Source organism: Actinoalloteichus sp. GBA129-24 (genome assembly GCF_001941645.1).
GTDB lineage: Bacteria > Actinomycetota > Actinomycetes > Mycobacteriales > Pseudonocardiaceae > Actinoalloteichus_A > Actinoalloteichus_A fjordicus.
In genome coordinates this window covers 3,653,562-3,680,128 of the sequence record NZ_CP016077.1, presented here as the reverse complement: position 1 = coordinate 3,680,128, position 26,567 = coordinate 3,653,562, and the positions used below count along the sequence as shown (strand labels likewise).

26 protein-coding genes and 1 pseudogene are annotated in these 26,567 nt (G+C 66.3%); 9 read left to right on the top strand and 18 right to left on the bottom strand.

From position 1 onward, the window contains the following. Window positions 1-170: 170 nt before the first annotated feature. From UA75_RS16520 to UA75_RS34575, 8 genes and pseudogenes are all read right to left on the bottom strand, one after another. Window positions 171-650, bottom strand: coding sequence for a hypothetical protein (locus UA75_RS16520; RefSeq protein ID WP_075741009.1), 480 nt, complete (start codon window positions 648-650; stop codon window positions 171-173). A gap of 17 nt (window positions 651-667) precedes the next feature. Further along, window positions 668-1,843, bottom strand: a complete 1,176-nt coding sequence (locus tag UA75_RS16515) for a hypothetical protein (RefSeq protein WP_232251253.1) — start codon at window positions 1,841-1,843, stop codon at window positions 668-670. 33 nt (window positions 1,844-1,876) lie between these two features. Further along, window positions 1,877-2,056: pseudogene (locus UA75_RS34580) on the bottom strand (helix-turn-helix transcriptional regulator); the annotation flags it as partial. A gap of 622 nt (window positions 2,057-2,678) precedes the next feature. Then, the gene (locus UA75_RS16505; RefSeq protein ID WP_075741006.1) at window positions 2,679-3,725 is read right to left on the bottom strand and encodes a tetratricopeptide repeat protein; all 1,047 of its coding nucleotides are present in this window, start codon (window positions 3,723-3,725) and stop codon (window positions 2,679-2,681) included. A gap of 134 nt (window positions 3,726-3,859) precedes the next feature. Next, entirely contained in the window at window positions 3,860-4,216 is a 357-nt protein-coding gene (locus UA75_RS16500) for a hypothetical protein (RefSeq protein ID WP_232251076.1), read from the bottom strand. A gap of 276 nt (window positions 4,217-4,492) precedes the next feature. Beyond that, on the bottom strand, window positions 4,493-4,750 hold the full coding sequence (locus tag UA75_RS16490) for a hypothetical protein (RefSeq protein WP_075741004.1): 258 nt from the start codon (window positions 4,748-4,750) through the stop codon (window positions 4,493-4,495). A 38-nt stretch (window positions 4,751-4,788) separates the two neighbouring features. Continuing rightward, entirely contained in the window at window positions 4,789-5,946 is a 1,158-nt protein-coding gene (locus UA75_RS16485; protein ID WP_232251075.1) for a cytochrome P450 family protein, read from the bottom strand. Next, a complete protein-coding gene (locus UA75_RS34575) occupies window positions 5,907-7,232 on the bottom strand; it encodes a cytochrome P450 (protein ID WP_232251074.1) in 1,326 nt (441 codons plus the stop codon). The genes UA75_RS16485 and UA75_RS34575 overlap by 40 nt, the downstream gene beginning before the upstream one ends. A gap of 1,086 nt (window positions 7,233-8,318) precedes the next feature. On the opposite strand from UA75_RS34575, the gene UA75_RS16480 reads away from it, so the two are divergent. From UA75_RS16480 to UA75_RS16450, 7 genes are all read left to right on the top strand, one after another. Next, window positions 8,319-9,323 (top strand): hypothetical protein, encoded by a 1,005-nt coding sequence (locus tag UA75_RS16480; RefSeq protein WP_157434234.1) that lies wholly within the window; start codon window positions 8,319-8,321, stop codon window positions 9,321-9,323. Beyond that, a complete protein-coding gene (locus tag UA75_RS16475; RefSeq protein ID WP_075741001.1) occupies window positions 9,320-10,270 on the top strand; it encodes a glycosyltransferase family 2 protein in 951 nt (316 codons plus the stop codon). Before UA75_RS16480 ends, UA75_RS16475 begins: the two co-directional genes overlap by 4 nt. After that, window positions 10,260-11,102, top strand: a complete 843-nt coding sequence (locus tag UA75_RS16470; RefSeq protein ID WP_075743881.1) for a phosphotransferase — start codon at window positions 10,260-10,262, stop codon at window positions 11,100-11,102. Before UA75_RS16475 ends, UA75_RS16470 begins: the two co-directional genes overlap by 11 nt. Before the next feature lie 5 nt (window positions 11,103-11,107). Then, complete coding sequence (locus UA75_RS16465) at window positions 11,108-12,244, top strand: glycosyltransferase family 4 protein (RefSeq protein WP_198044153.1); 1,137 nt, start codon at window positions 11,108-11,110, stop codon at window positions 12,242-12,244. A 168-nt stretch (window positions 12,245-12,412) separates the two neighbouring features. Further along, a complete protein-coding gene (locus UA75_RS16460) occupies window positions 12,413-13,396 on the top strand; it encodes a glycosyltransferase (RefSeq protein WP_198044152.1) in 984 nt (327 codons plus the stop codon). Beyond that, window positions 13,393-14,046: a histidine phosphatase family protein gene (locus UA75_RS16455; protein WP_075740998.1), complete on the top strand. Its 654-nt coding sequence runs from the start codon at window positions 13,393-13,395 to the stop codon at window positions 14,044-14,046. The genes UA75_RS16460 and UA75_RS16455 overlap by 4 nt, the downstream gene beginning before the upstream one ends. Window positions 14,047-14,219: 173 nt before the next feature. Beyond that, window positions 14,220-14,864, top strand: a complete 645-nt coding sequence (locus tag UA75_RS16450) for an HAD family hydrolase (RefSeq protein WP_075743880.1) — start codon at window positions 14,220-14,222, stop codon at window positions 14,862-14,864. 19 nt (window positions 14,865-14,883) lie between these two features. Here UA75_RS16450 and UA75_RS16445 read toward each other — a convergent pair whose 3' ends face one another. Further along, complete coding sequence (locus tag UA75_RS16445) at window positions 14,884-16,152, bottom strand: helix-turn-helix domain-containing protein (protein ID WP_075740997.1); 1,269 nt, start codon at window positions 16,150-16,152, stop codon at window positions 14,884-14,886. Window positions 16,153-16,358: 206 nt separating this feature from the next. Here UA75_RS16445 and UA75_RS16440 point away from each other — a divergent pair, with 206 nt between their 5' ends. After that, window positions 16,359-16,622, top strand: a complete 264-nt coding sequence (locus tag UA75_RS16440; protein WP_075740996.1) for an ATP-binding protein — start codon at window positions 16,359-16,361, stop codon at window positions 16,620-16,622. Between the two features lie 281 nt (window positions 16,623-16,903). Here the strand turns inward: UA75_RS16440 and UA75_RS16435 are convergent, their stop codons facing one another. Then, complete coding sequence (locus UA75_RS16435) at window positions 16,904-17,347, bottom strand: hypothetical protein (RefSeq protein ID WP_157434233.1); 444 nt, start codon at window positions 17,345-17,347, stop codon at window positions 16,904-16,906. Window positions 17,348-17,653: 306 nt separating this feature from the next. On the opposite strand from UA75_RS16435, the gene lysS reads away from it, so the two are divergent. Beyond that, complete coding sequence (lysS, locus tag UA75_RS16430; RefSeq protein ID WP_232251073.1) at window positions 17,654-19,285, top strand: lysine--tRNA ligase; 1,632 nt, start codon at window positions 17,654-17,656, stop codon at window positions 19,283-19,285. A 43-nt stretch (window positions 19,286-19,328) separates the two neighbouring features. Here the strand turns inward: lysS and UA75_RS16425 are convergent, their stop codons facing one another. From UA75_RS16425 to UA75_RS31845, 8 genes are read right to left on the bottom strand one after another with little or no spacing between them, the layout of a single operon-like run. Further along, window positions 19,329-19,886, bottom strand: coding sequence for an AAA family ATPase (locus UA75_RS16425; RefSeq protein ID WP_075740993.1), 558 nt, complete (start codon window positions 19,884-19,886; stop codon window positions 19,329-19,331). Between the two features lie 41 nt (window positions 19,887-19,927). Next, window positions 19,928-20,785: a class I SAM-dependent methyltransferase gene (locus UA75_RS16420; protein WP_157434232.1), complete on the bottom strand. Its 858-nt coding sequence runs from the start codon at window positions 20,783-20,785 to the stop codon at window positions 19,928-19,930. Then, on the bottom strand, window positions 20,782-21,621 hold the full coding sequence (locus UA75_RS16415; RefSeq protein ID WP_075740991.1) for a class I SAM-dependent methyltransferase: 840 nt from the start codon (window positions 21,619-21,621) through the stop codon (window positions 20,782-20,784). Before UA75_RS16415 ends, UA75_RS16420 begins: the two co-directional genes overlap by 4 nt. After that, entirely contained in the window at window positions 21,618-23,426 is a 1,809-nt protein-coding gene (locus UA75_RS16410; protein ID WP_198044151.1) for an amino acid--tRNA ligase-related protein, read from the bottom strand. The genes UA75_RS16415 and UA75_RS16410 overlap by 4 nt, the downstream gene beginning before the upstream one ends. Then, window positions 23,423-24,085, bottom strand: coding sequence for a YqcI/YcgG family protein (locus UA75_RS33915; RefSeq protein WP_075740989.1), 663 nt, complete (start codon window positions 24,083-24,085; stop codon window positions 23,423-23,425). Before UA75_RS33915 ends, UA75_RS16410 begins: the two co-directional genes overlap by 4 nt. After that, window positions 24,078-24,614, bottom strand: a complete 537-nt coding sequence (dcd, locus tag UA75_RS16400) for a dCTP deaminase (protein ID WP_075740988.1) — start codon at window positions 24,612-24,614, stop codon at window positions 24,078-24,080. Before dcd ends, UA75_RS33915 begins: the two co-directional genes overlap by 8 nt. Beyond that, a complete protein-coding gene (locus UA75_RS16395) occupies window positions 24,611-25,108 on the bottom strand; it encodes a dCTP deaminase domain-containing protein (protein ID WP_075740987.1) in 498 nt (165 codons plus the stop codon). Before UA75_RS16395 ends, dcd begins: the two co-directional genes overlap by 4 nt. Further along, the gene (locus tag UA75_RS31845) at window positions 25,105-26,322 is read right to left on the bottom strand and encodes a cytochrome P450 (protein ID WP_198044150.1); all 1,218 of its coding nucleotides are present in this window, start codon (window positions 26,320-26,322) and stop codon (window positions 25,105-25,107) included. The genes UA75_RS16395 and UA75_RS31845 overlap by 4 nt, the downstream gene beginning before the upstream one ends. Window positions 26,323-26,567: the final 245 nt, after the last annotated feature.

The following is a 26,567-nucleotide window of genomic DNA, read 5'->3' as shown; positions in this document are numbered from 1 at the left end:
GACGAGACGCCCCTCGACGCAGGGAGAAGAAAGTTTTGGTCGATGGGCGCCGGGGCTGTGCAAGGGGCATGCTTGTTCGATCGGATGCGGTGCTCTCCGGGCTTCGGGATAGATCGCTACATGGTCGTCCTTGGAACACGAATGGGGTCCGAGGTGTCGCTGTGATGCGCTCAGGCCCGGCTGGCTCCGGCTGGCCAGACCACATTCACGGGCAGGCCCCGTTGTTGGGCGGCGATGACGACGTCGGCGGTGCCGCCGCTGCCTGCCGCTGGTCGACCGTCCCAGACCGCGATCACCTCGTCGACGCCGTCGAGGAGATGCTCGGAGGCGGCCAGGTAGGCGGCGCTGTCAGACGTGTCGAAGGGCATCGTGTGCACGGAGGACGCCTGGCTGAGCAGGCGGTCGAATTTCGCCGCGTTGTCGGGCTTGACCTTGCGCGCGCGGTAGTCGGTGGCGGGCAGCACGACCTCGACGGCACCCGCGAGCTCGAGGACCACCTCGGCGAACACCTGATCGGCCCCACGCGCCAGACACGTCACCCCGACCAGACTGCCCGGAGCCCGGTCGCGGAGAAGCTCTCGGATCGCCTCGGCGATCGGCGGTTCGCTGTCGGCGGTCAGATTTGAATGTCCGGTGACACCGATGCGCATCGTCGCGAGGGTTCCCTTCAACTCGTCGTCAGTTCTATCACGGCCTGACGAACGTCGTGGACGGCGGGGACATCATCGAACACGGCGGCCTCACGGTGAAACTCCCGTAGTTTCCGGCCGACCCGGCCATGAGCCAGGGTGGGGATTGGCGGAAGGACCTCGGCGATGAGTTCGGCGGCCCGGTCAGGCTCACGGGAGATCACATGCGTACGAGCGAGACCGATCAGGTCGAACGTGCGGGTGCGGAGGTGATCTGACGGGCGCAGCCGCAAGGCGGTGTCGATGTACTCCTGTGCTGTGCGCGCGTGTCGCACGTCATGCGCGGCGAGGTCGCGGTAACGGGCTCCGACGACTCCGGCGAGTTCGGCGTCGTCCAAGCCGATGATGCTCGCATGGCTGTCATCCTCGTCGACGCCCTCGGCGTGGTGGTCTTGGGCGGCGGTGACACAGCGCTGGAAGGCCTTCGCGTCCCCTTGCTGAGCGTGTGCCCATCCTTCCCGCGTAGCAAGGAGCGCTCGCAACCGAGGTGTCGCCTCCCGTCGTGTCAGGTACTGCGCCAGCTGAACTGCCTCCAATGCGTCCTTTGGGCGGCCGAGGTCGCTGCACTGGCGAGCCAGTGCAGCCAGAACGACTGCGACCAGCACACGATCGTTCGCCGCATGGGCCAGCTGGACGGCGAGGAGGAAGTAACGCTGAGCGCTGTCGTGCAGGCCGTCGTCCCAGTTCATCGACGCCACGAGTTCGGCAAGCTCGGCAGCGACCCGGAAGGCGCGTGACGTCTCCGGGGTTCCTTGTGGCGCCTCGCGGAGACGCCGACAGAAGGCATTGAGTTGAGCCGCCACCATCCGAACATCGAGACCACCCGCACGGCGGTGCAGCCGGGTCAACTGCCCTACGATCTCCTCGGCGTCCACCAGCTGGGCCGTGGCGAAGGCATGGCCCGGCGTCGATGCCGTGAGGACAGGTCGAAGAACCGGCTCCAACGCCGCCGCGAATGCCGCCCCGGCCAACCCGGCCGTAGTGGTCAACACCGTGCGTCGCGAGAACACCGTCAGATCCACCTCACTCTGATCAAGGACCTCGCGTACCAGGCTGCTCGCCTCCCAGAACACAAGGCGAGGACTGGACGATGGGCCGGAGACCACCACGATGTCGCCAGTGCGACTCCGCCGTGCTCCGGCATCGCGTGTCATCGGCGATTCCTCGAGTGCCAGCAACTGCTCGAGTTCTTCCAACGGGACCTGAAGCGCATTGGCGATTCTCGGCCGGCGCCACGGCTGGGGGGTCAGCTCGCCCCGCTCCCATCGCCCGACCGTGGAGAACTCCACCCCGACTCTGACAGCGAAGGACTCTTGGGAGTACCCCAGGATCTTCCTGCGTTGACTGAAGGCTTGACGCCGCGACATCGTTCCCCCTGACGGTGATGACTGCAGGTTAACCGCCCTCGGCTTACCACAGCGGCGAAGCAGGGGCGAATACCCATCGTCGCGGCGAACCAGCCCCTCAAGTTGGTCAGTGGCGTCACGATCCCAGCGCACGTCGATCCCCGCGCACCCGGATGGACGACGCTGACGGCGCACTCAATTTCGCCCGACAGATGCTCGATGAGGCACGCGCGGGCGGAACTCACACGACATGAGCTGCTCGGCGGTCGGCTCTGCCAGCGGTCGAGACTCGTTCGGGAATACGGCGAGACGCACTACCGGTGCCGTCTCGTCGCGGTGCCGCTTGAGCGCATGGTCGAGCAACTCGACCGCTGGCAGCAATGCCAGAGGTGGGAACGCCGCTACCGCTGCGGCGACACACTCGGCTCCGGGGCCGCCGCCACGTTCGCGCGTGGTGCGAGGCAGTTCCCGAACACGTTGGCCTTCGCCGGTCGTGGCCTCGAATAGGGGCGACGCGCTACTCACGCCGAGGTGCCGGCCGCAGCGGTGGCCCGGACATCGGGGTATCGGTGTCAGGTCGTGCCGGTTCCTGAGGGTGAGCCTGCTGGTTGGGGGCGGGTGGTGTCCAGCCGGTGTGTGGTGGTCAGGTCGTGAGGGTGGTAGCGGTGTAGTGGTCGGGGGCGAGTTCGCGGGCTCGGGTGCGGTGGATGACGGCGCGGCGCCGGTCCTGGGTGGCTTTGGTGTGGAGCGGGTCGCCGTGGTCGGGTGTCGGATTGGTGTTGAGGGCTGCTGCGGCGCGGCGTTCCAGAGCGAGGGCGAGTCTGCGGTGGCAGGTGGCCTGGTAGTGGCTGGGGAGGTCGCCGAGGACGGTGAGTGCTCGGGTCAGTTCGGTGACAGCATCGTCGTGGCGGCCTGTGAGGGAGCGCAGCGTTCCCAACTGCTCGCCGATCTGTGCTCGGTCCCGGGCATCGCGGCTGTCGGTCAGGAGTTCACACGCGTGGTGGAGGTGGGTTTCGGCTTGGTCGTGCAGGCCGAGGTCGCAGAGGACGGAGGCGAGGGCACGGTGTCGCAGGGACGTGCCGCGCGGGGTCCCGCCCTGTTCTTCCAGCCGGAGGGCATCGCGGAACGAGTCCACCGCGTCGGTGAGCGAGCCGCGTGCTCGGGCGAGTTGGCCGTGTTGGGCTCGGGCGGTGGCCTGGAGTGCTGGGGAGTCGAGGTGGCGGGTGAGCGCGGTCGCTTCGGGCAGGAGGGTCTCGGCTGTGTCGATGTCGCCGAGTTTCAGCCGGGCGGCGACTGCCTTGAGTAGGAGGCTGGCCTGGCCGAGTCGGTGTCGGCGGGTGTGGTCGGGGTCTTGGGCGGTCTGGGCGGCGCGGTGGGCTGCGGCGGCGCCGTCGGTGAACACGGTGGGCGTGACCAGGTGGCGATGATGCAGGAACAGCGGCCACAACGTCTCGGACAGTTGCCATGCCAGGTCGTCGCGGTGATTCCGTGTGGCGGCCACGAGTGCCTCACGGAGGGTGTCGTATTCAGTCCGTAGCCAGCGCAGCGCGTCGGCGGTGTCTTCGAACGGACCGGGCTGGTCACGGATCTGAGTGACCACGGGTCCGAAGCGAAGGGTCGTGGGTAGGACCATCCGGGAGGCGCGGGCGGCGCGCGGTAACACCGTTGTCTCGATCACGTAGAAGTCCACGAAGTCCTGCTCCGTTCAGGCTGAGTGGGTGGTTCTGCACGGCTGTGGCGACAGATGGGACCCGCCGACCGAGGGATCGGTGGTGGGCGTGGTGGCGCGGCCGGATCGATCTCCAGCGATCTCCGCCCGTGCGGTCAGGTCTTGTCTTGGCCGGTCGGGTTGTCCTCATCGGCGACGGTGAGTGTGAGAGCGAAGCCTTCGTGCATCGTCACGATGCCGCTGGCGGCGGTGTTGAGTGCATCGTGGGTTGCGGTGATCGCGATGATCGCGGCGGCGTGGTCGTGCTCGGCGGTGACAGTCATCGACAGTTCGACTTCGTGGACGTCGAGGCTGGTGCTGAGGGCCTGGTCGGTGATGGTCGAGTTGTCGTAGAACGTCTCGGCGACCATCGTGAACCAGTCGTCGAAACACCGCGGGTCGAACTGGTCGAATCGATGAACGAGGGTGATCTCGAACGTCGTCAGCGTGAACACCTCTTTCTGCGGAACCACATGCGGAGATTGCGGACATAGTTGTTGCCAGAGGGTGTCAGGTGGACAGCCCGTTGATGTCGGCCGCACGGGCAGCGTGCGTGGTAGTAGGTCTTGCCTTTGGTGACGAGCCAGCCGTCGCGCTCGACATCGCGGAGAACGGCTTCCAGCTCCTTGCGGGGGTGGCGTGGGCGGCTGCGGCGCGCGGCGGCCAGGACGTCGGACGTGCGCACATTGGGCGGCGTTCGTGCGGTGGTGTTCTCGTCGGCGGTGGATGGCGCGTCGAGGCGATGGTGCTCAAAACGTGGACCTCAGCCTCCCTCTGATGTCACTGACGCTCTGCCGCAGGACTGCCATGTCCTCTCGTGCCTGGGCGGTGCTCGCCGCCGCACGTTGTTGGAGGGACACCAGTTCCGGTTGCCACGGTGCATCGCCTACCGCTCCGAGGTTCTGCTGAACAAGCGCAATCTCGTTCTCCGCGAGACTGAGCGCGATCACCGGCCCCTCGGACTCGCAGAGTTCCAAGGCGTTGTCGAGTTCGGCGAAGCTGCTCATCGATTGGGTGCTCGCTTTCTCTTCTTCGGTTGCTGAGGTCAGTGATCGTCGGGGCTGTCTCGGGGTGTGGGGATGACGGGGAGGGTGTGGTGTCCGTTGGAGATGAAGGACTCTGAGGGCTGCAGTTCGTCGGGTGGGACGGCGAGGGCGAGGTCGGGGAATCGGGTGAACAGGGCGTCGAGGGCGATGGTGGCTTCGAGTCGGGCCAGGGGTGCTCCGAGGCAGTAGTGGGCGCCGTGGCCGAAGGCGAGGTGGTCTTTGAGTTCGCGGGTGAGGTCGTATCGGTGGGCGGAGTGGCCGTGGTGGTGGGGGTCGCGGCCGGTGGCGGCGTAGGCGGCGAGGATGGCGTGGCCTTGGCGGATGACGATGTCGTCGTCGAGTGGGATGTCTTCGACGGCGTAGCGCAGGGGGAGGTTCGCGACGGGGGCCTGCCAGCGCAGGGTTTCCTCGATCACGTCTTTCCAGGTGCGGTCGCCGCGGCGGAGGAGGGCGAGTTGGTCGGGGTGGGTGAGTAGTGCGGTGATGGCGTGATCGAGGAGGTTCACGACGGTCTCGTGCCCGGCGACGAGGACGAGCAGCAGCGTGTCGGCCAGCTCCAGCTCGCTGAGCCGGGAGTCGTCGGCGTCTCGCGCGGCGATCAGATCCGAGGTGAGGTCGTCGCCGGGTGATGCGCGGCGGGCGTCGATGAGCTGGGAGATCACCTCGTACTGGCGGGCGCCGACGGCGTGGGCCTCGTCGGGGGTCGAGGTGGTGGCGAAGATGCCGTCGACTACCTGGCGCAGCGTCGGCCGGAGGTCGTCGGGAACGCCGAACAGCCCGCAGATGACGTCGATGGGCAGGGGATAGGCGAAGGACTCGCGCAGGTCGATCACTGTTCCGGCAGGGACGGTGGCGATGTCGTCGAGCAGGCGGTCGGTGATCGTCGAGATCCAGGGCACCAGGGCGCTGATTCGCCGAGGGGTGAACGCGGTGGAGGCCACGCCGCGCAGGCGTGAGTGGTCGCCGCCGTAGGAGCCGAACATGTTCCGCCGCCCGACCCAGGCCGCCAGGATCGAGTCGAGGGTGATCTCGCCGTCGGCGTAGCCGGGCCAGTGCCGGTGGGCGTCTTTGGACACCCTCGGGTCCGACAGGAGACGTCTCAGATGATCGTGGCTGGTCACCGTCCATGCCACCACCGGGCCAGGGAGCTCCACCACCGTTGCGACACCCTCGCTGCGGAGAAGCGTCGCCTCGCCGTGGATGTCGCGGCCTGCGGGGTCGAGTCGGTACGGCCGGCGGGAAGTCGAGTGATCGGGCACGTGAGCTCTCCTGCAGTCGGGGTCGGGATGGAGGTCGGGGGGAAACGCACGGGCAGCGTGGTCAGTGCGCGGTGGAAGGGCCCGGGTCGCCAGGTCAGGTCCTCGACGGCCACGGCCAGCTCCAGGCCTGGGAGGTGGTCCAGGAGCGTGTCGATCGCGATGGCGGCGATCAGGCGTGCCTGGGCTCGGGCGGGGCACAGATGCGGGCCCGCGCCCCAGGCCAGATGTGCCTGGTTGCCCGCTCGGTCGACGCCGCCCAGTGCGGGGTCGTTGTTGGCTGCGGTCAGGCTGACCAGGACCAGCGAGCCTGCGGCCAGGTGGACGCCGTCGATCTCGATGTCGTCTGCCGGGTGGGTGGGGGTGTAGTTCGCCATCGGCGGGTCAGCCCAGAGGACCTCGGTGATGGCGTCATCGACCGACACGCTCCCGCCGAGCAGCCCGTCGGCGAACCGAGGCTCGGACAACAGCACGCGTACGGCGTTCGCGATGAGATTCCGCGTCGGCTCCACCCCTGCCGCCACCAGCAGAACCAGCTGCTGCACCACCTCCTCCGACGACAACCCCGCCGGATGCGCCAACAGCCACGACGGAAGGTCCTCACCCGGCGAGTCCTGCTTCAGCTCCACCAGGTCGCTCCAGCACCGCGTCAACACCCGGTCAGCCGCCCCGGCCCGGTCCCCGGTCGCATCGAAGATCAACGGCAGGTGCGTCATGAACTCCGTCGCCAACCCCGCAGGACAACCCAGCAGCTCGGTGAACACCATCACCGGCAACCGAGCCGCGAACCCGGCCACCAGATCCGCCTCACCGCAGCCGGCCACCTCCTCGATGAGGGCCAGGGCGCTGCGCTCGACGACCTCGCGCAGCCACCGCGGATCGATCTGGCCGAGACCGTCCGCCAGCGCCGCGCGCAGACGCGCATGCGCCAGGCCATCACTGAACAGCGCATTCGGCCGAAACCCCAACATCGGCAACACCGGACACCCCGACGGCAACGATGCTTGCCACCCCCGAGGATCCCTCGGAAACGACTCCGGATCACGCAGTACCCGCAACGCCAACCCATAACTCGTCACCAACATCGCCGACACCCCCGGCGCGATCTCCACCACCGCCGCCGGACCCACCCCCCGCAGCCGGGCATACACCGCCGACGGATCCGCAGCGAACCCCGAGCCATACAAGCAAGGACGCGAGACTGCGGTGAGAGAGCGATCCTGAGCAGCGCGCCGAACCTCGACGGGCGATGAGACACTCCCCTGCTCTCCACCCTCGATCACACCGACAGGCCTCACACCACGACGCGATGCCGACGTCATCCGGAACCCCCTGTCCCTGTCCCCAGCTGACCGCAGAAGGGCCGTGCCGGAGACCAGGCCGAGCAATCGTTCGATGACCGAGCTGCCAGCGGGATTACGGGACTGGTCCTGGCCTCCTCGGAGGTGCCAAGTCCGCGGGAAGCCGGATTGGCGGCCACATCCATGGCTTTGGTGAAGACGGAGCGGAACTGCTCTGCTTCAGCGGCGTCGAACGAGGCTGCCTCACCAGCAGGCGCCACCACGATGACCTCCGAGCCGTGCACGAGCACCCTCAGACTCCGAGGGCGGCCAACGACATCACGGCACGTAACCGTCCAAGGTCCGTGATGGTTCATCGTGCGTCATCGCCTCGCGCGGCGCAGCTCCGCGCCCATACCGGCCGTGTGAGGAAGCGCGGCGCAGCGAATTTGCTTGGTGTGAGTCGTGAAATCGAAGGCTCCACGAAACGCCGGGAGAGGGTCATCATCTACTCCGATACTCAGCGAGTGCTTACATCCCGCAGTTCTGCTGTTCCCGTGCCGTCGTGCTTTCCGCTGTTCGCTCGGGTCACGCGAGCTGGCGCCGGAATCTGGTGGCAACGGTGCCGTTGGGACTACTTCGACCTTGCCACTGCAATTGAACGTCCGCCCCAGCGTGCGAAACAGGGCGCCCATGGGGCGCTTATGGGGCGTCCATGAGGCGAGAGGCATGATGACCTGCTGATATCCCGATCGGCACGGTTGTGGCGAATGGGTGAAACCGTGAAAGACTCTGGCTATTGGCAGCGAGAGTGAGAGATGCTCCACGGCGACTCGTGATCGCTGACTCCCCCACTGGGGTACCCGGTGAGAGGTTGGCGGGTGACTTGTCGGACAGGGAAGACCGACCTCGACGGGGTCGAAGGTGGACGAAGCAGGCCGGCTTCGCTGAGGCCATTGCCGTACCTGTTTCGGCCGAGATGGAGTTGAGCGGATGAGCCGTGAGCATCAGGTTGTTGCCGATCTTGGCCCGGTGCGAGTCACAGTGGTCACCGACCACATTGGCGTGGTCGACTACCTGCGCGCCTTCTATTCACTGGAGCCGAGCACAGCCCATGAGGAAATTTCGGGGTGGACGATTCAATCCCGACTGGCCGAACCGGAACCGGGGATGGCCTTGACACCGTGGCGAGTCGGCTACCGCGTCGACCTGGAGTCCCAGCAGGCAGTGGTGTGTTCGTCCGATCCGCGTGATCTCGCAATCACGGTTCGGAAAGTGATCCGGGAAGTGTTGCTGGACTATTGCGAAGCGCGTGAGTACACGATGCTGCACGCCTCCGCCGTGGCTGACGGGGCGCGGGTCGTGATCGTGGTTGGGGACAAGGGTAGCGGCAAGACCACTCTGGCATTGGGCGCCGCCCTGGGCGGCTCTCGGCTTCTGTCCAACGACCATCTCATCCTCTACCGCACACCGGAAGGGCTCGTGGCGACGTCGTTGCCGACACCGATCCCGGTCAAGATCGGCACCTACTTCGACTACGCGGACCGGCTCGGAGCTCCATGGGCGAACGAGGGCGTCGACACCGAGGAGTTCCGGCGAATGCCGTGTCAGCAGCGCTACAGTCACGATGTCCGACTGCTCTACACCTATCGCGGTCTGGGACAGCGCAACCCCCTGCACACCGTGTTAGCCGGCCGTCAGGTTGTAGTGGTGCTGGCCGGTTATGCCCCTGAAGACCAGTCCGTCAGTGTCCCGACGGTGGTGGCAGATCCGGTGGGGGCGCTGTGGCCGCACGTCCGCTTCGACTGGGTATTCGACCCAGGGCTCAACACCCATCATCTGCCCCGCATCGAACGCGACCGCGATGCCTACGCCCGTGACGCGGCAGAGCGGCTTGCCGAACTCGCAGCAGTTTCGCGCGTGGTGACCTGGCGCCACCACGGCGCCCTCACACCGCTGTTGGCGGCCATCGCCGACCAACCGGAAGGACCACGATGAAGAGGATGATCCCGCTGGTGAGCGTGATCGTGCCGACCCTCAACCGGCCGGTCGAGCTAGGCCAGGCTCTGGCGAGCGTTGCCGCCCAGCAAGGCGTCGACCTCGCCGAGGTGGAGGTCGTCGTCATCAATGACGGTGGGACGTCGGTCGAGTCGGTGATCGCCACAGCACGGGACTGGGGCCTGCCTGTCGTTGCGATGAACCATCCGCGCCGGTGCGGACTGCCCAGTGCTCGTAACACCGGCCTAGACCTGTCCAGAGGTCGATATGTGGCGTTCCTCGACGACGATGACGTGTTCCTGCCCCGCCATCTGGTCACCGCATTGGCCGGGCTGGAATCTGGTGCGGACGGGGTGGCCACGACCTGCCTGGTGACCGATCATCGGATCGATCCGGACCGCCCGGTGCGGGAGGCCGTGGTGTGGGATGTCGGGTTCGATCCGCTGCTGTTGGAGGTGTGCAACCTGTTCCCCGTGCACACCGCAGTCTTCCGCAGGCCCGCTACGGCCCGGCTGCATCCTGGGTTACCGGCGATTGAGGACTGGGACTTCTGGCTGCGCCTGACTCGGGAGCACGGCTACCGCTTCAGCCGCATCCATCAGCCGACTGTCGTCTACCATCGAGTGCCGCAGGCTGACAGCATGATCGGTGCCGTCGCCGAAGAAGCACCGGCGATGGCAGAGTTCAGCGCGTTGGTGCGTCGGATCTGGTTCCAGTGGCCGCCCACAACCGCACGGTCCGCGCGGTTCCGTCTTTACAGCGGCATCATGTACTGGAAGGTTCTCGGTGCTCTGGCGACCGGAGCGCCGCCGAACCCGCATTACTACCTGCACTCGATCCAGGCGATCGAGCACGCCTGGCACGAACCGCAGGCCGAAGCGGACCTGGTCGATCAGCTGGCCCGGACTGTGAGGGGAGAACACGCTGGTGACCGGCATGCCGCGTGACCTGAGAACTATTGATCTCGGCGGTGTAGTGCTGGGCGAGGTGCTGCGCGTCAGCGACAAGTCCGTGCTCGCGCTCGGCGAGCGCGACGGCCTGCCCGTAGTGATCAAGGTGTTGCTCACCGACGAGGAATTCTGGCAGGCCAAGTTCCACCACGAGACGCGGATTTATCAGGCGTTCGCAAGGAACCCACCGCCGGTTCGGGTGCCCGGACTACTGCACACCAACGGGCACAGCGTCTTGGTCGTCGAGCACATTCCCGGCCAGCCGGTGGACACCGAGCGTTACCCCGCGCAGCCCTTGTCAACAGCCGCACTCGCCACCGTGCTGGACACCGTCACAGCCTTCGCTGGCTGGACGCCGCCCCCCGGCGTGCTGGCGCCCGTGTTCGACTATCCCGACCGGGTGGAACGGTACTACCACTCCGGGTTCTTCGACGCCGACGACCGTGCCGCTCTGCACGCCCTGCTCGCGCTGACGCTACCGCCGTGGAAGGCCAATCATGGCGACCCGCTGCCAGCGAACCTGCTGCTCACCGAGCCCAGCGGATGTGTGCTGCTGGACTTCGAATTCACCGGCTTGTTCCTGCCCGGATTCGATTTGGCGCTGCTGCGCACTCTGCTCGTGGATACCCCGGGCGCCCACGACGCCGTCGACGCCCTAGTGGGAGAGGCTGAGATAGAGATGCCTTTCCTGATCAATCAGGCGATCGTGCTTTCGCGTGAGCTGCGCCTGCATACGGAGCTGCCCGACGACGAGTTTCGCGCCCGACGACTGGCCCAGCTCTACCCACAGTGGGACGCTTTCCGGGCACGCCTGCACAGGCGTCGGTGAGGGCGGTGCGCATCGCGTTGGTGCACCGGGATTTACACGCTACGACGAGGGGCGGAATCGGAACCCTCTACCGAGCGCTCGCCCTGCTGTTTCACGCCGCGGGCCACGAAATCGTTCTCATCACTCAGCACACCCCAGACCCCCTCACTCTCACAGGCATCCGAACGCTCGCGTTGCCCCGCACCGACGATCTCGGCCGCCATCGTCAAGCGGTGGAGACGGCACTGGCTGACGTGCGACCGGACGTCGTGGAATCCTCCTCGTGGGAGGCCGAAACCCTGCACTATGTACGACGACCTTCTCCGGCGCGGGCGCCGGTCGTAGTTCGCGGCGACCTCTCCGCGGCCACCATGCGCGCCTTCAGTCATCTGATCACCGCCGAACGTGAGTTGCTGTACGCCGCCGAGAAAGTGCTGGCAGTCAGCGAGTTCGCCGCCGGCGATCTGGCCGCCGCCTACGGCATCCCGCAGCCGGTGGTCATCGCCAATGGCGTCGAGCGCGACCGCTTCCTGCCCGGCCCCGTCACGCTCCCGACCGGCGGCCGGTGGATCACGCTCGCGGCCGACGCCACTGCGGCGACCAGCCGGTCCCTTGCCAGCCCGAGTACATCGTTGCCGCCGCCGTGGAGTAGCCCTGAGGGCGAGCGGCATCGCCTGGTGTGGGTGGGCAAGACGACACCCATGAAAGGGTGGGACCGCCTTGAGCGGCTGGCCGGTGAACTCGTCGACGTCGCGCATATCACGGTGCTGCTGGGGCACGCCCCGCCTTTGTCCCCGATCACGCTGTCCGGCGTCGAGGACACCGTGACGATCGTGCAGGACTTGCCCGCAGAGGATCTGCCGGGCTTCTATCGGGCGGGGGACTTCCTGCTGTCGACCTCGCGGTGGGAGGGATTCGGCCTGGCCATCGCTGAAGCGTTGGCCTGCGGCACCCCGGTGCTGCTGCCCGCCGACCTCGGCACCGCACCGGAGCTTCTCGCGGCTGGCGGCGGCCACACTTACCGCACCGCCGCTGATCTCCGTGCCATCCTCGCCGACGTTGCGCCAGCGGCAACGCTGCCCGCCCGGTTCGACTGGGACACCGCAGCGGCCGAGACACTCGCGGTCTACCGCACGCTGCACAAGGAAACGATGGTGACGTAAGCGATGCGCGTGTTGGTTCTCGGCCCGGATCACTCGGACGGCAGTCTGCCGCCTTACCTCGACGTACTGACCGCAGGCCTGCGGCACCACGGTGTCACGGTCGACCGGCACGGCTCCAGCCAGATTCCCTACGACCAGACCCGACACCGGTTCTGGCCGTTGGAGAGGATGCTCACCGAAGCACGTGCCCACGCCGACCAGGTCGATCTGGACAGCTACGACCTGGTGTCGCTGCACTTCGGTAACCTGGAGATCGAACAGCTCGTCCCCGCGTTCTGGGCAGATCGACGGGTTGACCGCCCCGACCCGCCGGTGGTGTACCACGTGCACACCCTTGCCCCGACCCTGTTACACGAGCACGTACCCGATCGACGCTGGAACAGCGTCGTTCAAGAGGCAATCCGCACCCTCGACGGCTACGTATTCTTCGGACAGTATGCGCGCCACCAACTGGCCGGCACGGTGCCCGACGATGTTCCTGGCGGGGTTGCCTGGCTGCCTACCACGATCCCGATCGGAACTTCACCCAATGCCCGGCCGGCGCTCGCCGCAGCCCTGGACACACCGCCGGGGATACCGGTGATCAGCCTCTACGGTTACGCCGCACCGTGGAAGGACGCGAGCCTGCTCCGCTCCGTGCTCGAGCGGATGCGCGTGCCGGCGCGCGTTGTACTGGCTGGAGATCTCTGGAATCAGCCCGAGCAGGCTGGTGTCGACCTGGGTGCCTTCGTGAAGGGGCCGATTCGGGTCGGTACTGGCGAGCTGGTCGTGGTACCTGGTTACCTCGGCCCGGCCGATCGGTCCGCACTTGTCCGGGCTAGCGCGGCCGGGGTGTTCCCTTACCGGTCGCACCCTAGTTTTCAAGGCAGTGGTGCCATCGCCGACTACCTCGCCCACGCCGTCCCCGTAGTGGCGACCGACGTCGCGAACCTGGCTGAACTCGTCGGCGACGCAGGCCGGATCGTGCCCACCGGCGATCCGGAGCTCATGGCGACCGCACTGGACAGCATCGTCGGCCATGGCGTTGTCTCGGTGAACGTCGCTCGCTGCGCCAATGCTCGTGCCGAGCAGTTCACCGGTGCTACCCACGCAGCGCGATGCCTGGCGATATACCAGCACGTGCTCGACGCCGACCGGCGGAGGAAGGTATGAAACCGACCCGATTGACCTTGGCTCGGCACGGAGAAGCCCACTGCAACGTCCATGGCATCATCGGCGGCCCGCGGGGCTGCACCGGTCTCACCGACCACGGCTACCAGCAGGCCCATCAGCTGGCCGACAGGCTGCGCATCGACCACGCCCAAACCCCGATCACCGCCGCTTACACCACCCCGCTTCGACGGGCGCGTGAGACGGCCGACATCATCGGCCACAGCCTTGGGCTGTCCATCACCACTCTGGACGATCTGCGCGAACCCGACTACGGCGACGCCGACGGAAAATCATGGACCGAAGTCGTGGCCGCATTCGGACGCATCCCCGCCCACCATCCCGACCAGCCCATCGCGCCCGGCGCCGAACCCTGGTCCGCCTATCTCCGACGTGCCAATGCGACCTTGTGCGACATCCTCCACCGGCACACCGAGGGCACCGTGTTGATCATCGGGCACGGCGAAACCGTCACCGCCGCAGCCCACCTGTTCCTCAATCTGGCCGCTAGCCTCCGCGCGAACACCGCGTTCGCCGTGCACTACGCCAGCATCACCCGCTGGGAACAACAACCACTCGCCTGGACCCGCCCCGAAGCCGGCTGGCGCTGGACCTTGCTGAACCACAACGACACCACCCACCTCACTAGGTAAGAGGCGAGGTGATCACGAGCCACCCGGACCCGTGTGGAGCCCAACGGCGGACTTCTGCAGCTCCGGATCGGCCAGTCTTCCGGCTGCTGTCCTACGGCGAGCTGGCAGTTCGGGGTGCGGCCTGCCTGTTGCTCGGGTCCCTCACGGTATGTATGGAACGTAGGAGTATGAGCATGGTGACTGCGGTGTTGTTCGACGTGGGCGAGACGTTGCTGGACGATTCGCGGGAGTGGGGTGCGTGGTCCGACTGGATCGGCGTTCCCCGCCATACGTTCTCGACAGTGTTGGGTGCAGTTACCGCCGCTGGCCGGGACAACGCCGAGACGTTCGAGTACTTCAAGCCCGGCTTCGACGTCGCGCGCGAACGGGCGCTGCGCGAGGAGGCTGGTCTCGGTGAGCGCATCGAGGACTGTGACCTCTACAGCGATGTGCGGCCCGGCTTGGCCGCTCTGCGAGCACGTGGCTTGTGGATCGGGGTGGCAGGCAATCAGACGGCTCGCGCAGCTGAGCTGTTGCGTGCGCTGGAGTTGCCGGTGGACTGCATCGCGACCTCCGGGGAATGGGGAGCCGCCAAACCCTCGCCCGAATTCTTCACCCGCGCCGCCCAGATGGTGCCCGACGGGCCGGGCGAGACGGTGTACGTCGGTGACCACCGGGATAACGACGTCGTGGCTGCGAGGGCAGCGGGGTTCCGCACGGCGTTGATTCGGCGCGGTCCATGGGGGTACCTGTGGGCTGACGATCCGCTGGTACGTCGCGATGCGGAGTGGGTGATCGATTCGATCCATGACCTGCCAGGTCTGCTGTTCTCCCGGTGAGCGGCTGGTGGTTGGCGGATCAACGAGCGCGGGCCCACGCCGCGAGGTCGAGCAGGCCAGTACTGGGCGCGTTGTGAGTGCGCAGCAATGTTGACAGGGACTGACGGACCTGCGGGTGAGTGCGAACGTGTTCGGGCGCGGCCTGCCGAGCGGTCTGAAGGCACAGGTAAGCGTCATCGTGGTAACCGAGGTCGAGCTGGGCACGGGCTAGATCGATGAAATAATGGGAGCGGCGCTCGGCTGGGAGCTCGTCGGGCGGATGCCAGGACGCCGCACGTTCGATACCCAGTGGATCTCGTAATTCAACGGCGACCGCGAGTTCGTGTATGCGCAGGGAAGCCGGCCCGAACGCGGTGCCCAGGTAGATGCCCTCCGGCACGCCAACCGCAGCGCGACTAGCCTCACGCAGATGCTCGGTCGCCACGTCAGCCTTGCCCGCTCGACCAGCCACCACCGCAGCGCGCATGTGCAGAGCACCGAACGCGGCCGACGAGGAGATCTGGTCGAGATCGGGCACGTGGTCAGTGGCAACGTCGAGAGCGCGGGCGGCGGTGTCCAGGTCGCCGGTGGCAAAGAAGCTTTCGGTGCGGACGTACGCCACGACAGCCAGCAACAGCGGGTCCTCGGCGATCTGAGCAGTCGAGCGCATCATGTCTATCAGCCGGGCGGACAAGTCCAGGTAGCCAGCCTTGAATGCAACGCCGTCAGCAGCCCGCAAGGCCAAGGTCAACAGGGCGGCGGCGTCGCGCCGACCTGCCGTGTCACCCAACTGACCGGCGCGGGCGAGTTCGGCGATGAGGCCGGGGAGGCGGCGGGCGAGACCGCCATAACGAGATTGCAGCCGATCGTCGCTGGCCCGGATGATCTCGCTGCGCAGGTTGTCCGGAGACCTGGTCGGTCCGTCGTCGGGCAGGTCCAACCGGTCAAGCGCACGGCGCAGGCGCGGGATGCCAGCATGGATGACGTCGACCTCGGGTACCGATTGGTTCCGGTGAACCATCCGCCCCGCTGCATTCGTCACCGGGCTCGACACAGACGAGTCCTGGGCCGTACTCGTGTCGGCCGCAGGTCGCCGAACGGTGCGCCGCAACAGGTCATCAAGTGCATCGAGTGAAATCTGTAGAGCGGTGGCGAGGCCGTGCCGCTGCCAGGGCTGAGGCAACTGGCTCCCACGGTCCCAGCGTCCGATAGTGGTCCGCTCAACTCCCAGAGCCACGGCGAGATTCTCCTGGGTATAACCGGCGGCCTCGCGAGCAGCAGCAAGCGGGGTGACAGGCCGTGCTGTCATCGCGTGTACCCCTCCCATCCCCTTCCTCGCGCACAGTACTCGCCTAACTCCGCAGTGTGGGCAGGATATCGCCTCATCTCCGTTTTCGAATGCTCCGTCATCGACCGCAGCTGCCGATCCAGCCACGCGAGCACCTGTCCTCGACGGTTCGTCGAACTGTTTTAGGCGACCACGGTGAGCCTCGTGTACCGCAAGGAACGTAGTTGATGTTGCTGTTCGTGAACGGCCCCTTCGGTGTAGGGAAGACGACCACCGTCAATCTGCTGGCCCAGGACCTGCCGGAAGCACTGGTCATCGACCCGGAGAAGGTCGGCCACATGCTGTGGTCACAACTGCCGGAGCCATTGCGGGCTGAGGAGTTCGAGCTGGAGCCGGTCTGGCCTGTCGTGACCCGATGCCTCTTGGACCAGACGGCACGCACGTATGGCCGGACCATACTGGTGCCGATGACGATCGCACGGCCGCAATGACCGAACGTCCTGGGGGGATCCTGAGTCCGATTGGTCGGTGTTCATGGCGGCCAAGAAACCCGGCACTGAACGCGACGCTTTCTGGGAAGCCTACGGGCCTCGACCGTCCACGGCCGCTGCGGCTCGACGGTCGCTGTTCTACCTGGCCAAGCACATCGGGGCTATCCGTTTGGAGCGGCACCGGTTGGAAACGCTGACGCAGTGCCGGAGACGTACGAGCAGATGACGGACGTGCTCGGCCGACTGCGGGCGTGAGTAGCAGGCTCCAGTTGCCGGACGACTCAGGGTGCGATGTGCTCCGGGGCGTTGTGTTGGATGGCTCGTAACTGGTTCACGAACTGCCCGGCTGGTCGGGTGTAGGCGTTGAGGTCGATGTCGTGCATGAGAACGGGTGGGTAGCCCAGTAGCGCGGTGCCTGCGGCGATAAGGAATGTGCGCACGGTGGCGTCGCCGCCTCGCTTTCTACGGGGTGCCTGGTAGAGAAGGTACGCCGCGTCCGACCAGGCGGTCACCGCAGCGGCCGGAGTGTCGTGGGGTTCGGCGAGCAGTGCCATGGCGCTGTGGAAAGTCGCCGTGCGGTCGGCTTCCGTCGCGCTCGCGACGTAGATCAGGTCGCCCGCGGTGATGATGCGGGAGGTGTCCCCACCTCGTGCGGCGATCCGAGAGGCCATCTCGGTCGCGGCGCAGTGGGCGTCCTCACCTCGCAGCAGCCGCGTTCCGCCCACGACACGACCGTCGGCCAAGGTGACGCGATTACACACCACGTCTACCTTCGGCGGCGTGGGCGGGCACGTTGGTTGACGAACTGGATGACGTTCTGGACCCGTCGCCACGCAGGGTTTTCGGTCTTCGCCAACGCCACGATATTCTTATGTGCCGCTGTCGACATCTCGTCTCGAACACCTGCGTTGGGGCCGGACGGCACCTGATGCCTCCGATTCCACCACGCCCCACCCCCGGTATCCTTGCCCGGTTCCACTGAAGACAGCACCAGGAGGCAGAACGTGGCTGGCGGGAAGCAAGGCGATTGGGTGGTCGCAGCAGCAGACCAGGTCATCGCCGAAGGCAAACGCCGTAGGCCGGACACGCCGCTCGTCTGTGCGTCCGGTATCAGCCCGTCCGGCCCCATTCACCTGGGAAACCTGCGCGAGATCATGGTCCCGCATTTCGTCGCCGACGAGCTCCAGCGGCGCGGGATCGAGTGCAAGCACCTGCTGTCGTGGGACGACTACGACCGGCTTCGCAAGGTTCCGGCAGGCCTGCCCGCGTCGTTCGCCGAACACATCGGACGCCCGCTGACCGCAGTACCGGACCCGTGCGGCGAACACGCCAACTGGGCCGAGCATTTCAAGAGCCCTTTCCGTACCGCGCTGGCCGAACTCGGCGTGGACGTAGTGGAGATCAGCCAGACCGAGATGTACAGGTCGGGCGTCTACCGCGAGCAGATCATTCACGCCATGCGGAGTCGCGCCACGATCGATGGGATTCTTGGCCGCTACCGCACGGCCAAGAAGACCGAGGTCACCGATGCTGAGGACGGGGACGAGTACAGCACGGGCCGCGACTACTACCCGTACAAGCCGTACTGCTCGGCCTGCGGCCGCGACACCACCACCGTCACCTCTTTTGACGAGGTCAGCACGGAGATCAGCTATGCCTGTGTGTGTGGGCATGCCGACGGGTTCAACCTCCGCCAGAAGGACGGCGGGAAGCTGGTCTGGAAGGCCGACTGGCCGATGCGGTGGGCCTTCGAAGGCGTGACGTTCGAGGCCGCCGGCGTCGATCACTCCTCTCCCGGTTCGAGCTTCACCGTGGGCTCGCAACTCGTGCGCGAGGTATTCGACGGCCAGCCTCCCGCGTACCTCGGCTATTCCTTCGTGGGAATCAGCGGGTCCGCCAAGATGAGCGGATCGGCGGGCGGAGCACCGACCCCCGATGATGCACTGCGGATCCTGGAGGCACCGCTGCTGCGCTGGGTCTATGCGCGTCGCAAGCCCAACCAAGCAATCACCATCGCCTTCGACCAGGAAGTCAACCGGCTCTACGACGAATGGGATGCCGTCGGCCGCCGCGTCGCCGACGGCACCGCCGAACCAGTCGAGCAGGCAGTCCGGGCGCGGTCGGTCGCAACGGCGACCCGAGCCCTCCCGAGTACCGAACGGGTCCTCCCGTTCCGCACCCTGGCCTCCGTCGTGGACATCACCACCGGCGACGAGGAACAAACCCGACGCATCCTGCGGGACTTCACCGCAGACGAGCCCCTGGGGAGCCTGGACCAGGCCCGTCCCAGGCTCGATCGGGCCTACAACTGGGTGACCGGGCACGTCGCCGTCGAGGATCGCACCCAGGTGCGCACCGAGCCCGACCGTGAACGTCTGGAGCAGCTCGCACCCAGCGAGCGGGAGGCGATCAAGCTGCTACTGGACCGACTCGGCGAGGACTGGTCGGTGACCGGGCTGACCACCCTGGTCTACGGCGTGCCGAAGTTGCAAGCCCAACTGCCCCTGGACGCACCACCCACCCCGGAGCTGAAGGCGGCGCAACGGGCGCTGTTCTCGTTGCTGTACACGCTGCTGGTTGGCCGCGACACCGGACCGCGGCTGCCCACGCTATTGCTGGCCCTGGGACCGGACCGTATCCGAACACTGCTGTCCGGAGCCTAACCAGACCGCTGCGGGACGGGATCAGGGCTTCCCACAACCTCGGTCACGTGTCGACGGCGTTGGTGCGGTGCGAGCCAAGTGCCTTCAGAGCGAGGATCCCGTCGGCCACACTGCGAGGGCTGCGGCCGTCGGTGTGCAGGTGAGTGGCGAACATCGGTCCGCCCAGGCTGGTGAGGCACCGCTCGACTTGCAGCCCTTCCCAGCTCAGTTCGCCCCATCGATCGGGACGCTCGCCCCGGGCACGAAGGCGGTCTCGGATGGTGGCTGCGGCAGCCAGCAACGTGACGTGGAGAACGTCGTGACCCTGGCGCCGCAGCCAGCCCACGATCTGATCGAACACCGTCGGCCGTGCGATCGTCATCGGCACCAGTATGGTCCGGCCATACGTGCGTGCCGTCTGGTCCAAGAGGCATCGGGTCACGACAGGCCAGACCGGCTCCAGCTCGAACTCCTCAGCCCGCAATGGCTCCGGCAGTTGTGACCACAGCATGTGGCCGACCTTCTCCGGGTCGATGACCAGTGCTTCCGGCAGGTCCTGGGCCAGCAGATTGACGGTGGTCGTCTTCCCTACACCGAAGGGGCCGTTCACGAACAGCAACATCAACTACGTTCCTTGCGGTACACGAGGCTCACCGTGGTCGCCTAAAACAGTTCGACGAACCGTCGAGGACAGGTGCTCGCGTCGTAGCGTAGAACGAGCACCGAATAGCGTTGGTGTTCCCGTAGCCGGTTGGTCGCATGTTTGATCGATCGCAGGCGCGCGAGCATCGCCGCACGCACTGAAGAGTCCTCCACACCGGACTGCGAACATGCCCGGTCGATCGTCGATACGCAGTAGTGCTCGATATCCGCGTCGCTTTCCGGGATCAGCAAGTGGTCTGCCTGGTAAAGGAGGTCGAGGCCAGCGAACATCGCCAGTGCCTCCGCACGGGTCTCCATGGGACTGCTGATCCCAAAAACCTCCCGACGTATGACCGCGACCTCGGGCGACAGCGGCGCTGCACTCCAGAACGGCGAGGCCAACAAGTAGCCGCCGTCGTCGAGCTGGCCGGTCAGGCGGGTGGCCATGCCTGCGGGGTCGAGGAAGAACCCCAGGGCCGCGCCCACGACGATGTGGCTGAACCGGCGGGACGAGGCATAGGTCGTGCCGTCGGCCTGCACGTACTCCAGATCCAGGCTCGGGTCGGTGGAATGATGGTTGTAGCGCGCCAACGCGACAGCATCGGCCGACAGGTCGAATCCGGTCGCGCGGCATCCAGTGAGGCGGGCTAGTTCACGGGAGGAGAAGCCGGTGGTGCACGCAACATCCAGGATTGTGGAGTTGTGGTCCATCCGGGATTGGAGAGCCCACGTGTTGAGCGTGGTGAAGGCGCCAGGCATGACGTTGGTCTGATTGACCATGGCCACGAAGTCGGGGTAGCAGGCCGCCCAGACTTCCTGCGCGGTACGCGGAATCACCGACAACGGCCAGGAATGGGGAGATAAGGAAGGCGTGGTCACCGTTTCTCCTTGACAGCTTTGAGGGTGAAGCTCAGTGGAAACGGATCCCGGTCGATCCGCCACCAGCCAGGATCCTGGTCGGGAACCATCCACGACAACGGCTGCCAGGGCAGACGAGAGTGCTCAGTCAATTCGGTGATCCGCAGCCCCGCAGCGGCGACGGCCGTCACGACTTCGGATAGCGGATGGTTCCAGCGGTATTGGGGGAGGCCGATACTCATGCTGGGATCAACATAGGTGCTGGCCTCGGAGTCGATGACGGGCTGCTGGTGAGCAAAGTAAGGATTGCGCGGGAGGTACCCGGCTCCGTCGCGCACGTCGTCCCAGATGAACAAGTGTGGATGCCCCTCGGCAAGGAAGAATTCACCTCCTGGATGCAGGTGGACGGCGATGGTGCGGGCCCACGCCGCGAGGTCGGGCAGCCACATCAGCACGCCCCAGGAGGTGAAACACACATCGAATGTTCGGTTCAGCCGACACGAGGACACCTCGGCCCGCTCGAACCGGGTGGGAAGGCCAAGGTCTTTGGCCAACGCCCGTGCCTGAATGATGGCTTCGCCGGAGAAGTCGACGCCGGTGGCGTCGGCGCCCAGCCGCGTCCAGGACAGCGTCCCTAACCCGATGTGGCATTGCAGGTGCAGTAGGGACCGCCCTCGAACATCGCCGACCCCCGAACGCTCCAGATCATCCAGGGCGAGTTCGCCGCGTCGGAACCCGTCCACGTCATACCAGTCGCTGGCGGTGTGTAGTGGCACGCGCGCGTCCCACATCGCCTGGTTGCCCGATAGCCACGCAGCGTGCTCACCAGCGTCTCCCTGCGTTCGTGATGCAGTCATCGGGTCAGCTCCTGTTGGTAGGGCGAATCGGTGAGCTTCGGCGCCGTGTCACGGGTGAGTTGGGCCAGGCGGCTGATGCTCATGCCGACCCCGACACACGGCGGTACTCCGCCCTCAAACAGTGCGACCACCTGCCGGCAGTCACGGTGCACGGCGTGCGGGTCGCTGGCGAACTGGTGCCGGAACGCCTCGGCGAGCTTGCGAGGATCGCATTCGTTACGGCTGATCTCGGCCAGCTCGACGCCCTGGGCGTACAGCCACACGCGGGCGGCAGCCCGCCCAGTTCCGGCGATGAGCGGCGACGCCGGACCGGGGATCGCGTCCAGGGCGACCAGACCTGGCAATCGGGCGCGTAGCGCGGTGCGCCACAACCGCCGCGCCAAGATGTCCGGATCACCAGTACGGGACGCGGTGATCGGGATGTGCTCGGCCGCGAGCGCACTAAGCGCAACGACATCCTGCGGATCGACCCCGCAGACCTCCAGGAACGCCTCGTCGAACGACATCCTGCGCACCGGGGCCGGGTAGGCAGCCACGGTCCGGATCAGCTCGAGCATGCAGTCGACCATCCCGTCACGATCGAGATCCGCCGAGTACGCCTCGAACATGAGAAATTCTTTGGCCGACTGACCCCGCAGGCCCTCGTTGCGGAAGGATGGACCGATCTCGTAGCACCGGCTTCGGCCCGATGCGATCACTTCCAGCAACGCCAGCTCCGTCGTGACGCGCAGGTACTGCCGACGCTCGGCGGCGGCGGCCCAGGTAGTGAACGGTCGGGCGGCCCCGCCGAAGTAACCGTCGGACAGAACAGGCGTGATCATTTCCGCGAATCCTTGGGTACCCAGGTACCTGCGGATCGCGGTCACCGTCGAGCTGATGCCCACCGCCGGGGGCTGGGCTGGTATTGCTCCGGGGCAGTGTCGGTCGAGATGAGTGACGAAGACCGTCGGGTGGCCGGTACGGCTTCGCCCGCCGGTCCCTCGAATCGACACCAGATCACCCGCGCGCACCCTCGTGGTGTGTTCTCCCTCCAGCGCCAGTTGGACGCAGGCGCCCTCCCACCACAAGTCGGCGAACACCAGCCGGCGGTGGCCGCGAACCGATCCGATCCGGCCAGCCAGACACAGCACTCCGTCCACGGCCTGCTGGTGCGACCACCCAGATAATGGCAGCGGACGATCCGACACGGGCTCGGACCACCTCCGTGTGGATGTCCTCACGGGAGCCACGAGGGGGTCGCCGGGGCCGGTGAGCTCGAGGAGGAGCGTCTCGATGTCGCTGACCCGGGGATCAAGAAGCCACGCGATCCGGCGCGACCGCCAGCGCCGCTCATCCTCCGACGCCGTGCTGAACTGTTCCAAGAGATAGGCCACGGCCACTGTCCGCATCGCCACCATGCGGCAGGGGATCCGACCACCCAGCGCTCGCAGGGCCGCCGTGAGACGGACCGGGTCCGCTGGCCCATTCGGCCACGGCAGAGTGCTGGGAGACTCGGCGAGGGCCAGGGCGTGCCGCAGGACGTCCTCCTCCGGCGGTCCCGTCGGCCTCGCCGGGCGCAGGCTCGGCGGGAGGGGCGCCGATGGGATCGCCGCGTGTAGACCGACAGCCGTGAAGGGACCCTGCGCGAGCAGCTGGGCGAGACCCGCAAGAAGGTTATCGACACCGCTAGGCGGCTCGCCGGTGGTGAAGAGTGCCGTTGCCGCGCGCAACAGCTCACGGGGTGCGTCCCAGGTCGTCGGCTGTGCGGCAGCATGGACAGTGGCGATCTGCTGGGCGACGAGGGTGTAATCGGAATTCGGGGTCACGACGTGGCCGGTTCGCTGCGTGCAGGGGAAGGCCACCACCGGACGGGGGCCTCTCCAAGGTGGCGGGGCCACACGAATTTCAAGGCCTCGACGCCCTGCTGAGCCAGATCGCCGTCGTACTCGCATCCCCGAGTCGCGTATGCCCGCCGAATCCGCTGCCGGACAGCGTCGGAGATCAGGCCACCCCGTGGAGTGGCGTGCCGGTCGAACGACTCCACCGGTTGCAACACGATGAACGTTGATGACGAGCCGAAGGTATGACGGGGGGAGGTCACCGCGTAGCAGGGTGCGAAGGTCAGCACGAACCACCGCGTTCCATGCAGCCGCAGCCACCAGTGCTCTGAACCCGCGCTGGCCAGTTCCCCACCTGTCGCATCGTTCTCTTCCAGGAGCCCGGTAAGGACCTCTCGGGTGGTGGCCGCGAGTGCGGCCAGGCAGTCACCGTGGTGACCCCGTGTCAGCTCGATCATCAGCCCGTCGAGCTGGTCGGCCTCGATGCGCGCGGCAAACGCGCCGAGCACGGCGGCCGCCGCCACACCGGCCTCGCGGGCTCGCGCCCCGTGGAAGGGCGCCGCGGATTCGATGCGCGCGTTGGGCGCGAACAAACAGGCGGCGCGACGCTGAATGCGCGCGAAGCCCGTGTCGGGTCGGTCAGTCACGGGCTACCCCTCCCGGGTGGTCCTCATAGCTGCGGGAGATCTGCGGGCCGTCCGCGTGTTGGTACTTCCCCCCGTACAACCTGATTCGCCCTTTGGGAACCCAGAACGTCACCTGGGCGATCAGCATCCCAGGCCAAATCCGCACCGGCAATGTGGCGTACAGCTGCAGCGTCGACTGTCCAACAAAGCCGAGGTCGATCAGGTCGGCGGTGACATGGACGAACAGGCCCAAGCGCGCGGTCCCGGACTTGGCGTGTATCTCCGGCACGTAGTGATCGCTGCCGAACCGCTCGACGGTCTCGGCGAGCACGAACTCTCCCTGGTCGAGGACGTAGCCCTCATCGGGGATCTCGCGCACCTCGTACCCGGGTTCGCGGCGGGGGTCGAGTACCTCCTCGGTGTAGTACACCAGCCGTCGACCGAGGGCGAGGTCGTAGGAGTTGGTGGTACAGCGGGATCGTGCGTAGGGCGAGATTGTGATGCGATTCTGGTCGACTTGGTTCGCGATCTCTTGTCCGGTGAGAATCACGTGGGTGCTCCGATTCGCGATTCGCTCGGGTCATTGAAAGTGGCGTACAACGGGGTGGTGGGGACGAGCTGACCGGTATTGCACCAGAACGAGACCTGGCCGACGACCATCCCGGGGTAGAGCCGGATGCGGCGGGCGGCGACAATTTCCAAGGTCCAGCGGTGGCAGGACGTCGTGTGCCCCAGGTCCGCCGAGACCTGCAGGAACAGACCCAGGCGTCCCATCGAACTGCGCCCGATCAGCGACATGGCGTAGGTCTGGCTGCCGATGACCTCGGTCGTGTGCCCGAGATACGTCTGGCGCGGGACCAGGACATGCCCGTCCTCCGGAAGCGACACGCTCTCAAATGTGCCGGAGTCCATATCGAAGCGCTTGATATGAGCACCGAGCCGGTAGTTGTAGCTGTTGGGGTTGACTGCGTCCGGGTTGAACGGATCGATGACGATCCGTCCTGCGGCGAGTTCCTGTTCGATGAATGGTCCAGTCAGGATCACCTGGCACCTCGCGGTGTAGGCACCACGGACACCGGTAAGCGGGCTGCGGTTCGCAACACCTGCGAGGGCTTCCACACCACGCTGGCGGTGTCAATGGTGAGCTTGTGTGACTCATGCATGAATGCTCGCAGGAGCGCGACAGCCTGCATCCGGGCTAGCATCGCTCCGAAACAGGCATGTGAGCCATACCCGAATCCAAGGTGAGGATTTGGGCGCCGCTCAGGACGGAACTCCTCAGGTGCATCGAAGATCTCCGGATCACGATTGGCTGACGCCTGAAGCAGAATGAGCCGCTGCCCCGCCGCAACTGGCACACCTAACACATCAGTGTCCTCACGGGGAACGCGGGCAGTGATCTTCGAAGGTCCATACAGCCGCAAGACCTCCTCGACGAACTGGGCGGCGTGGGTCTCACTGCCAACGACGGCATCCCGATGCTCGGCGTGCGAGGCGGCCGCCAAAAGCAGGCTCGATAGGAGACTGCTGGTCGTCTCATGGCCTCCGACGAGCAGAGCGATGCAGTTGGCAATGATCTCCTCGTCCGTCAGGCGGTCACCATTATCCGCGTGGACTAGTCCGGATACGATGTCCGCACCCGGCCGGACACGACGCTGACCCATAAGGTCGTCGAAATACTCCGACAGTCGGCTCCAACCCGTGGCCGCCTGGTGTTCCTGAGCTACGGTCAGTTTCGGCTCTGTGATCAATACCACGTCATCAGACCATGCCCTGACTTTACTCTGATCAGCTTCGGGAACCGACAGCAAAGCGCTGATTGTACTTACCGGTAATGGTTGCGCGAGTTCCGTGACCGCGTCGCCTCCTCCCCGGGCGATGAAACCGGCGACCAGCTCGTCCGCATGCGACGCGATGGCAGCCTGCAGGGCGACGATCCGTCGAGGGGCGAAGACCTTGGCCAGGAGACCACGCAACCTGGAATGCAGAGGTGGATCGGCATAGAGCACCCACGAAGCGACCGATCCTAACACTTGTCGGGTTCTGGGCCCCACTGCGGCGAGCATTCCAGCCGCAGTCGGCGCACAGAGGAAATATGGGTCCCGCAGCAGGTGGCGAACCTCCTTGTAACGAGGGAACACCAGCCGTCCACTACCAAGATCCGGACACTCGATTGACCGCGGGCCGCGAGAAAGCGCGGCCAGGGCCTCTTGCGGAGTAGCACTTTCCAGTGCAACCAATACCGTCGATTGATCCATATAGAACGCCTTCCAAGTCATACACAACCTGGAACCGTGCTGGAGCCCCGCGACCCCGCCAGGCTGCACCCCCAGGCCTGATCGGACCTTCCCTCACCGCCTCGCCTGATGAATCGGGTGTGCCGCCGCTGACCAAACTCACTATGTCGTCTCTCGGCCTCCGTACACATGCGTACGAATGGGTATACAACAGGACGATTTGGTCCAAGCTTGGTCTCAAACTGATCCGTGCTTGGCGATGTTGT

Excerpts from the sequence above, each read along its gene's own strand:
- UA75_RS16520 (WP_075741009.1), bottom strand. The coding sequence starts at position 650 with ATGCGCATCGGTGTCACCGGACATTCAAATCTGACCGCCGACAGCGAA.
- UA75_RS16515 (WP_232251253.1), bottom strand. The coding sequence starts at position 1,843 with ATGACACGCGATGCCGGAGCACGGCGGAGTCGCACTGGCGACATCGTG.
- UA75_RS16490 (WP_075741004.1), bottom strand. The coding sequence starts at position 4,750 with ATGAGCAGCTTCGCCGAACTCGACAACGCCTTGGAACTCTGCGAGTCC.
- UA75_RS16480 (WP_157434234.1), top strand. The coding sequence starts at position 8,319 with ATGAGCCGTGAGCATCAGGTTGTTGCCGATCTTGGCCCGGTGCGAGTC.
- UA75_RS16475 (WP_075741001.1), top strand. The coding sequence starts at position 9,320 with ATGAAGAGGATGATCCCGCTGGTGAGCGTGATCGTGCCGACCCTCAAC.
- UA75_RS16470 (WP_075743881.1), top strand. The coding sequence starts at position 10,260 with ATGCCGCGTGACCTGAGAACTATTGATCTCGGCGGTGTAGTGCTGGGC.
- UA75_RS16460 (WP_198044152.1), top strand. The coding sequence starts at position 12,413 with ATGCTCACCGAAGCACGTGCCCACGCCGACCAGGTCGATCTGGACAGC.
- UA75_RS16455 (WP_075740998.1), top strand. The coding sequence starts at position 13,393 with ATGAAACCGACCCGATTGACCTTGGCTCGGCACGGAGAAGCCCACTGC.
- UA75_RS16450 (WP_075743880.1), top strand. The coding sequence starts at position 14,220 with ATGGTGACTGCGGTGTTGTTCGACGTGGGCGAGACGTTGCTGGACGAT.
- UA75_RS16445 (WP_075740997.1), bottom strand. The coding sequence starts at position 16,152 with ATGACAGCACGGCCTGTCACCCCGCTTGCTGCTGCTCGCGAGGCCGCC.
- UA75_RS16440 (WP_075740996.1), top strand. The coding sequence starts at position 16,359 with ATGTTGCTGTTCGTGAACGGCCCCTTCGGTGTAGGGAAGACGACCACC.
- UA75_RS16425 (WP_075740993.1), bottom strand. The coding sequence starts at position 19,886 with ATGTTGCTGTTCGTGAACGGCCCCTTCGGTGTAGGGAAGACGACCACC.
- UA75_RS16415 (WP_075740991.1), bottom strand. The coding sequence starts at position 21,621 with ATGACTGCATCACGAACGCAGGGAGACGCTGGTGAGCACGCTGCGTGG.
- UA75_RS31845 (WP_198044150.1), bottom strand. The coding sequence starts at position 26,322 with ATGGATCAATCGACGGTATTGGTTGCACTGGAAAGTGCTACTCCGCAA.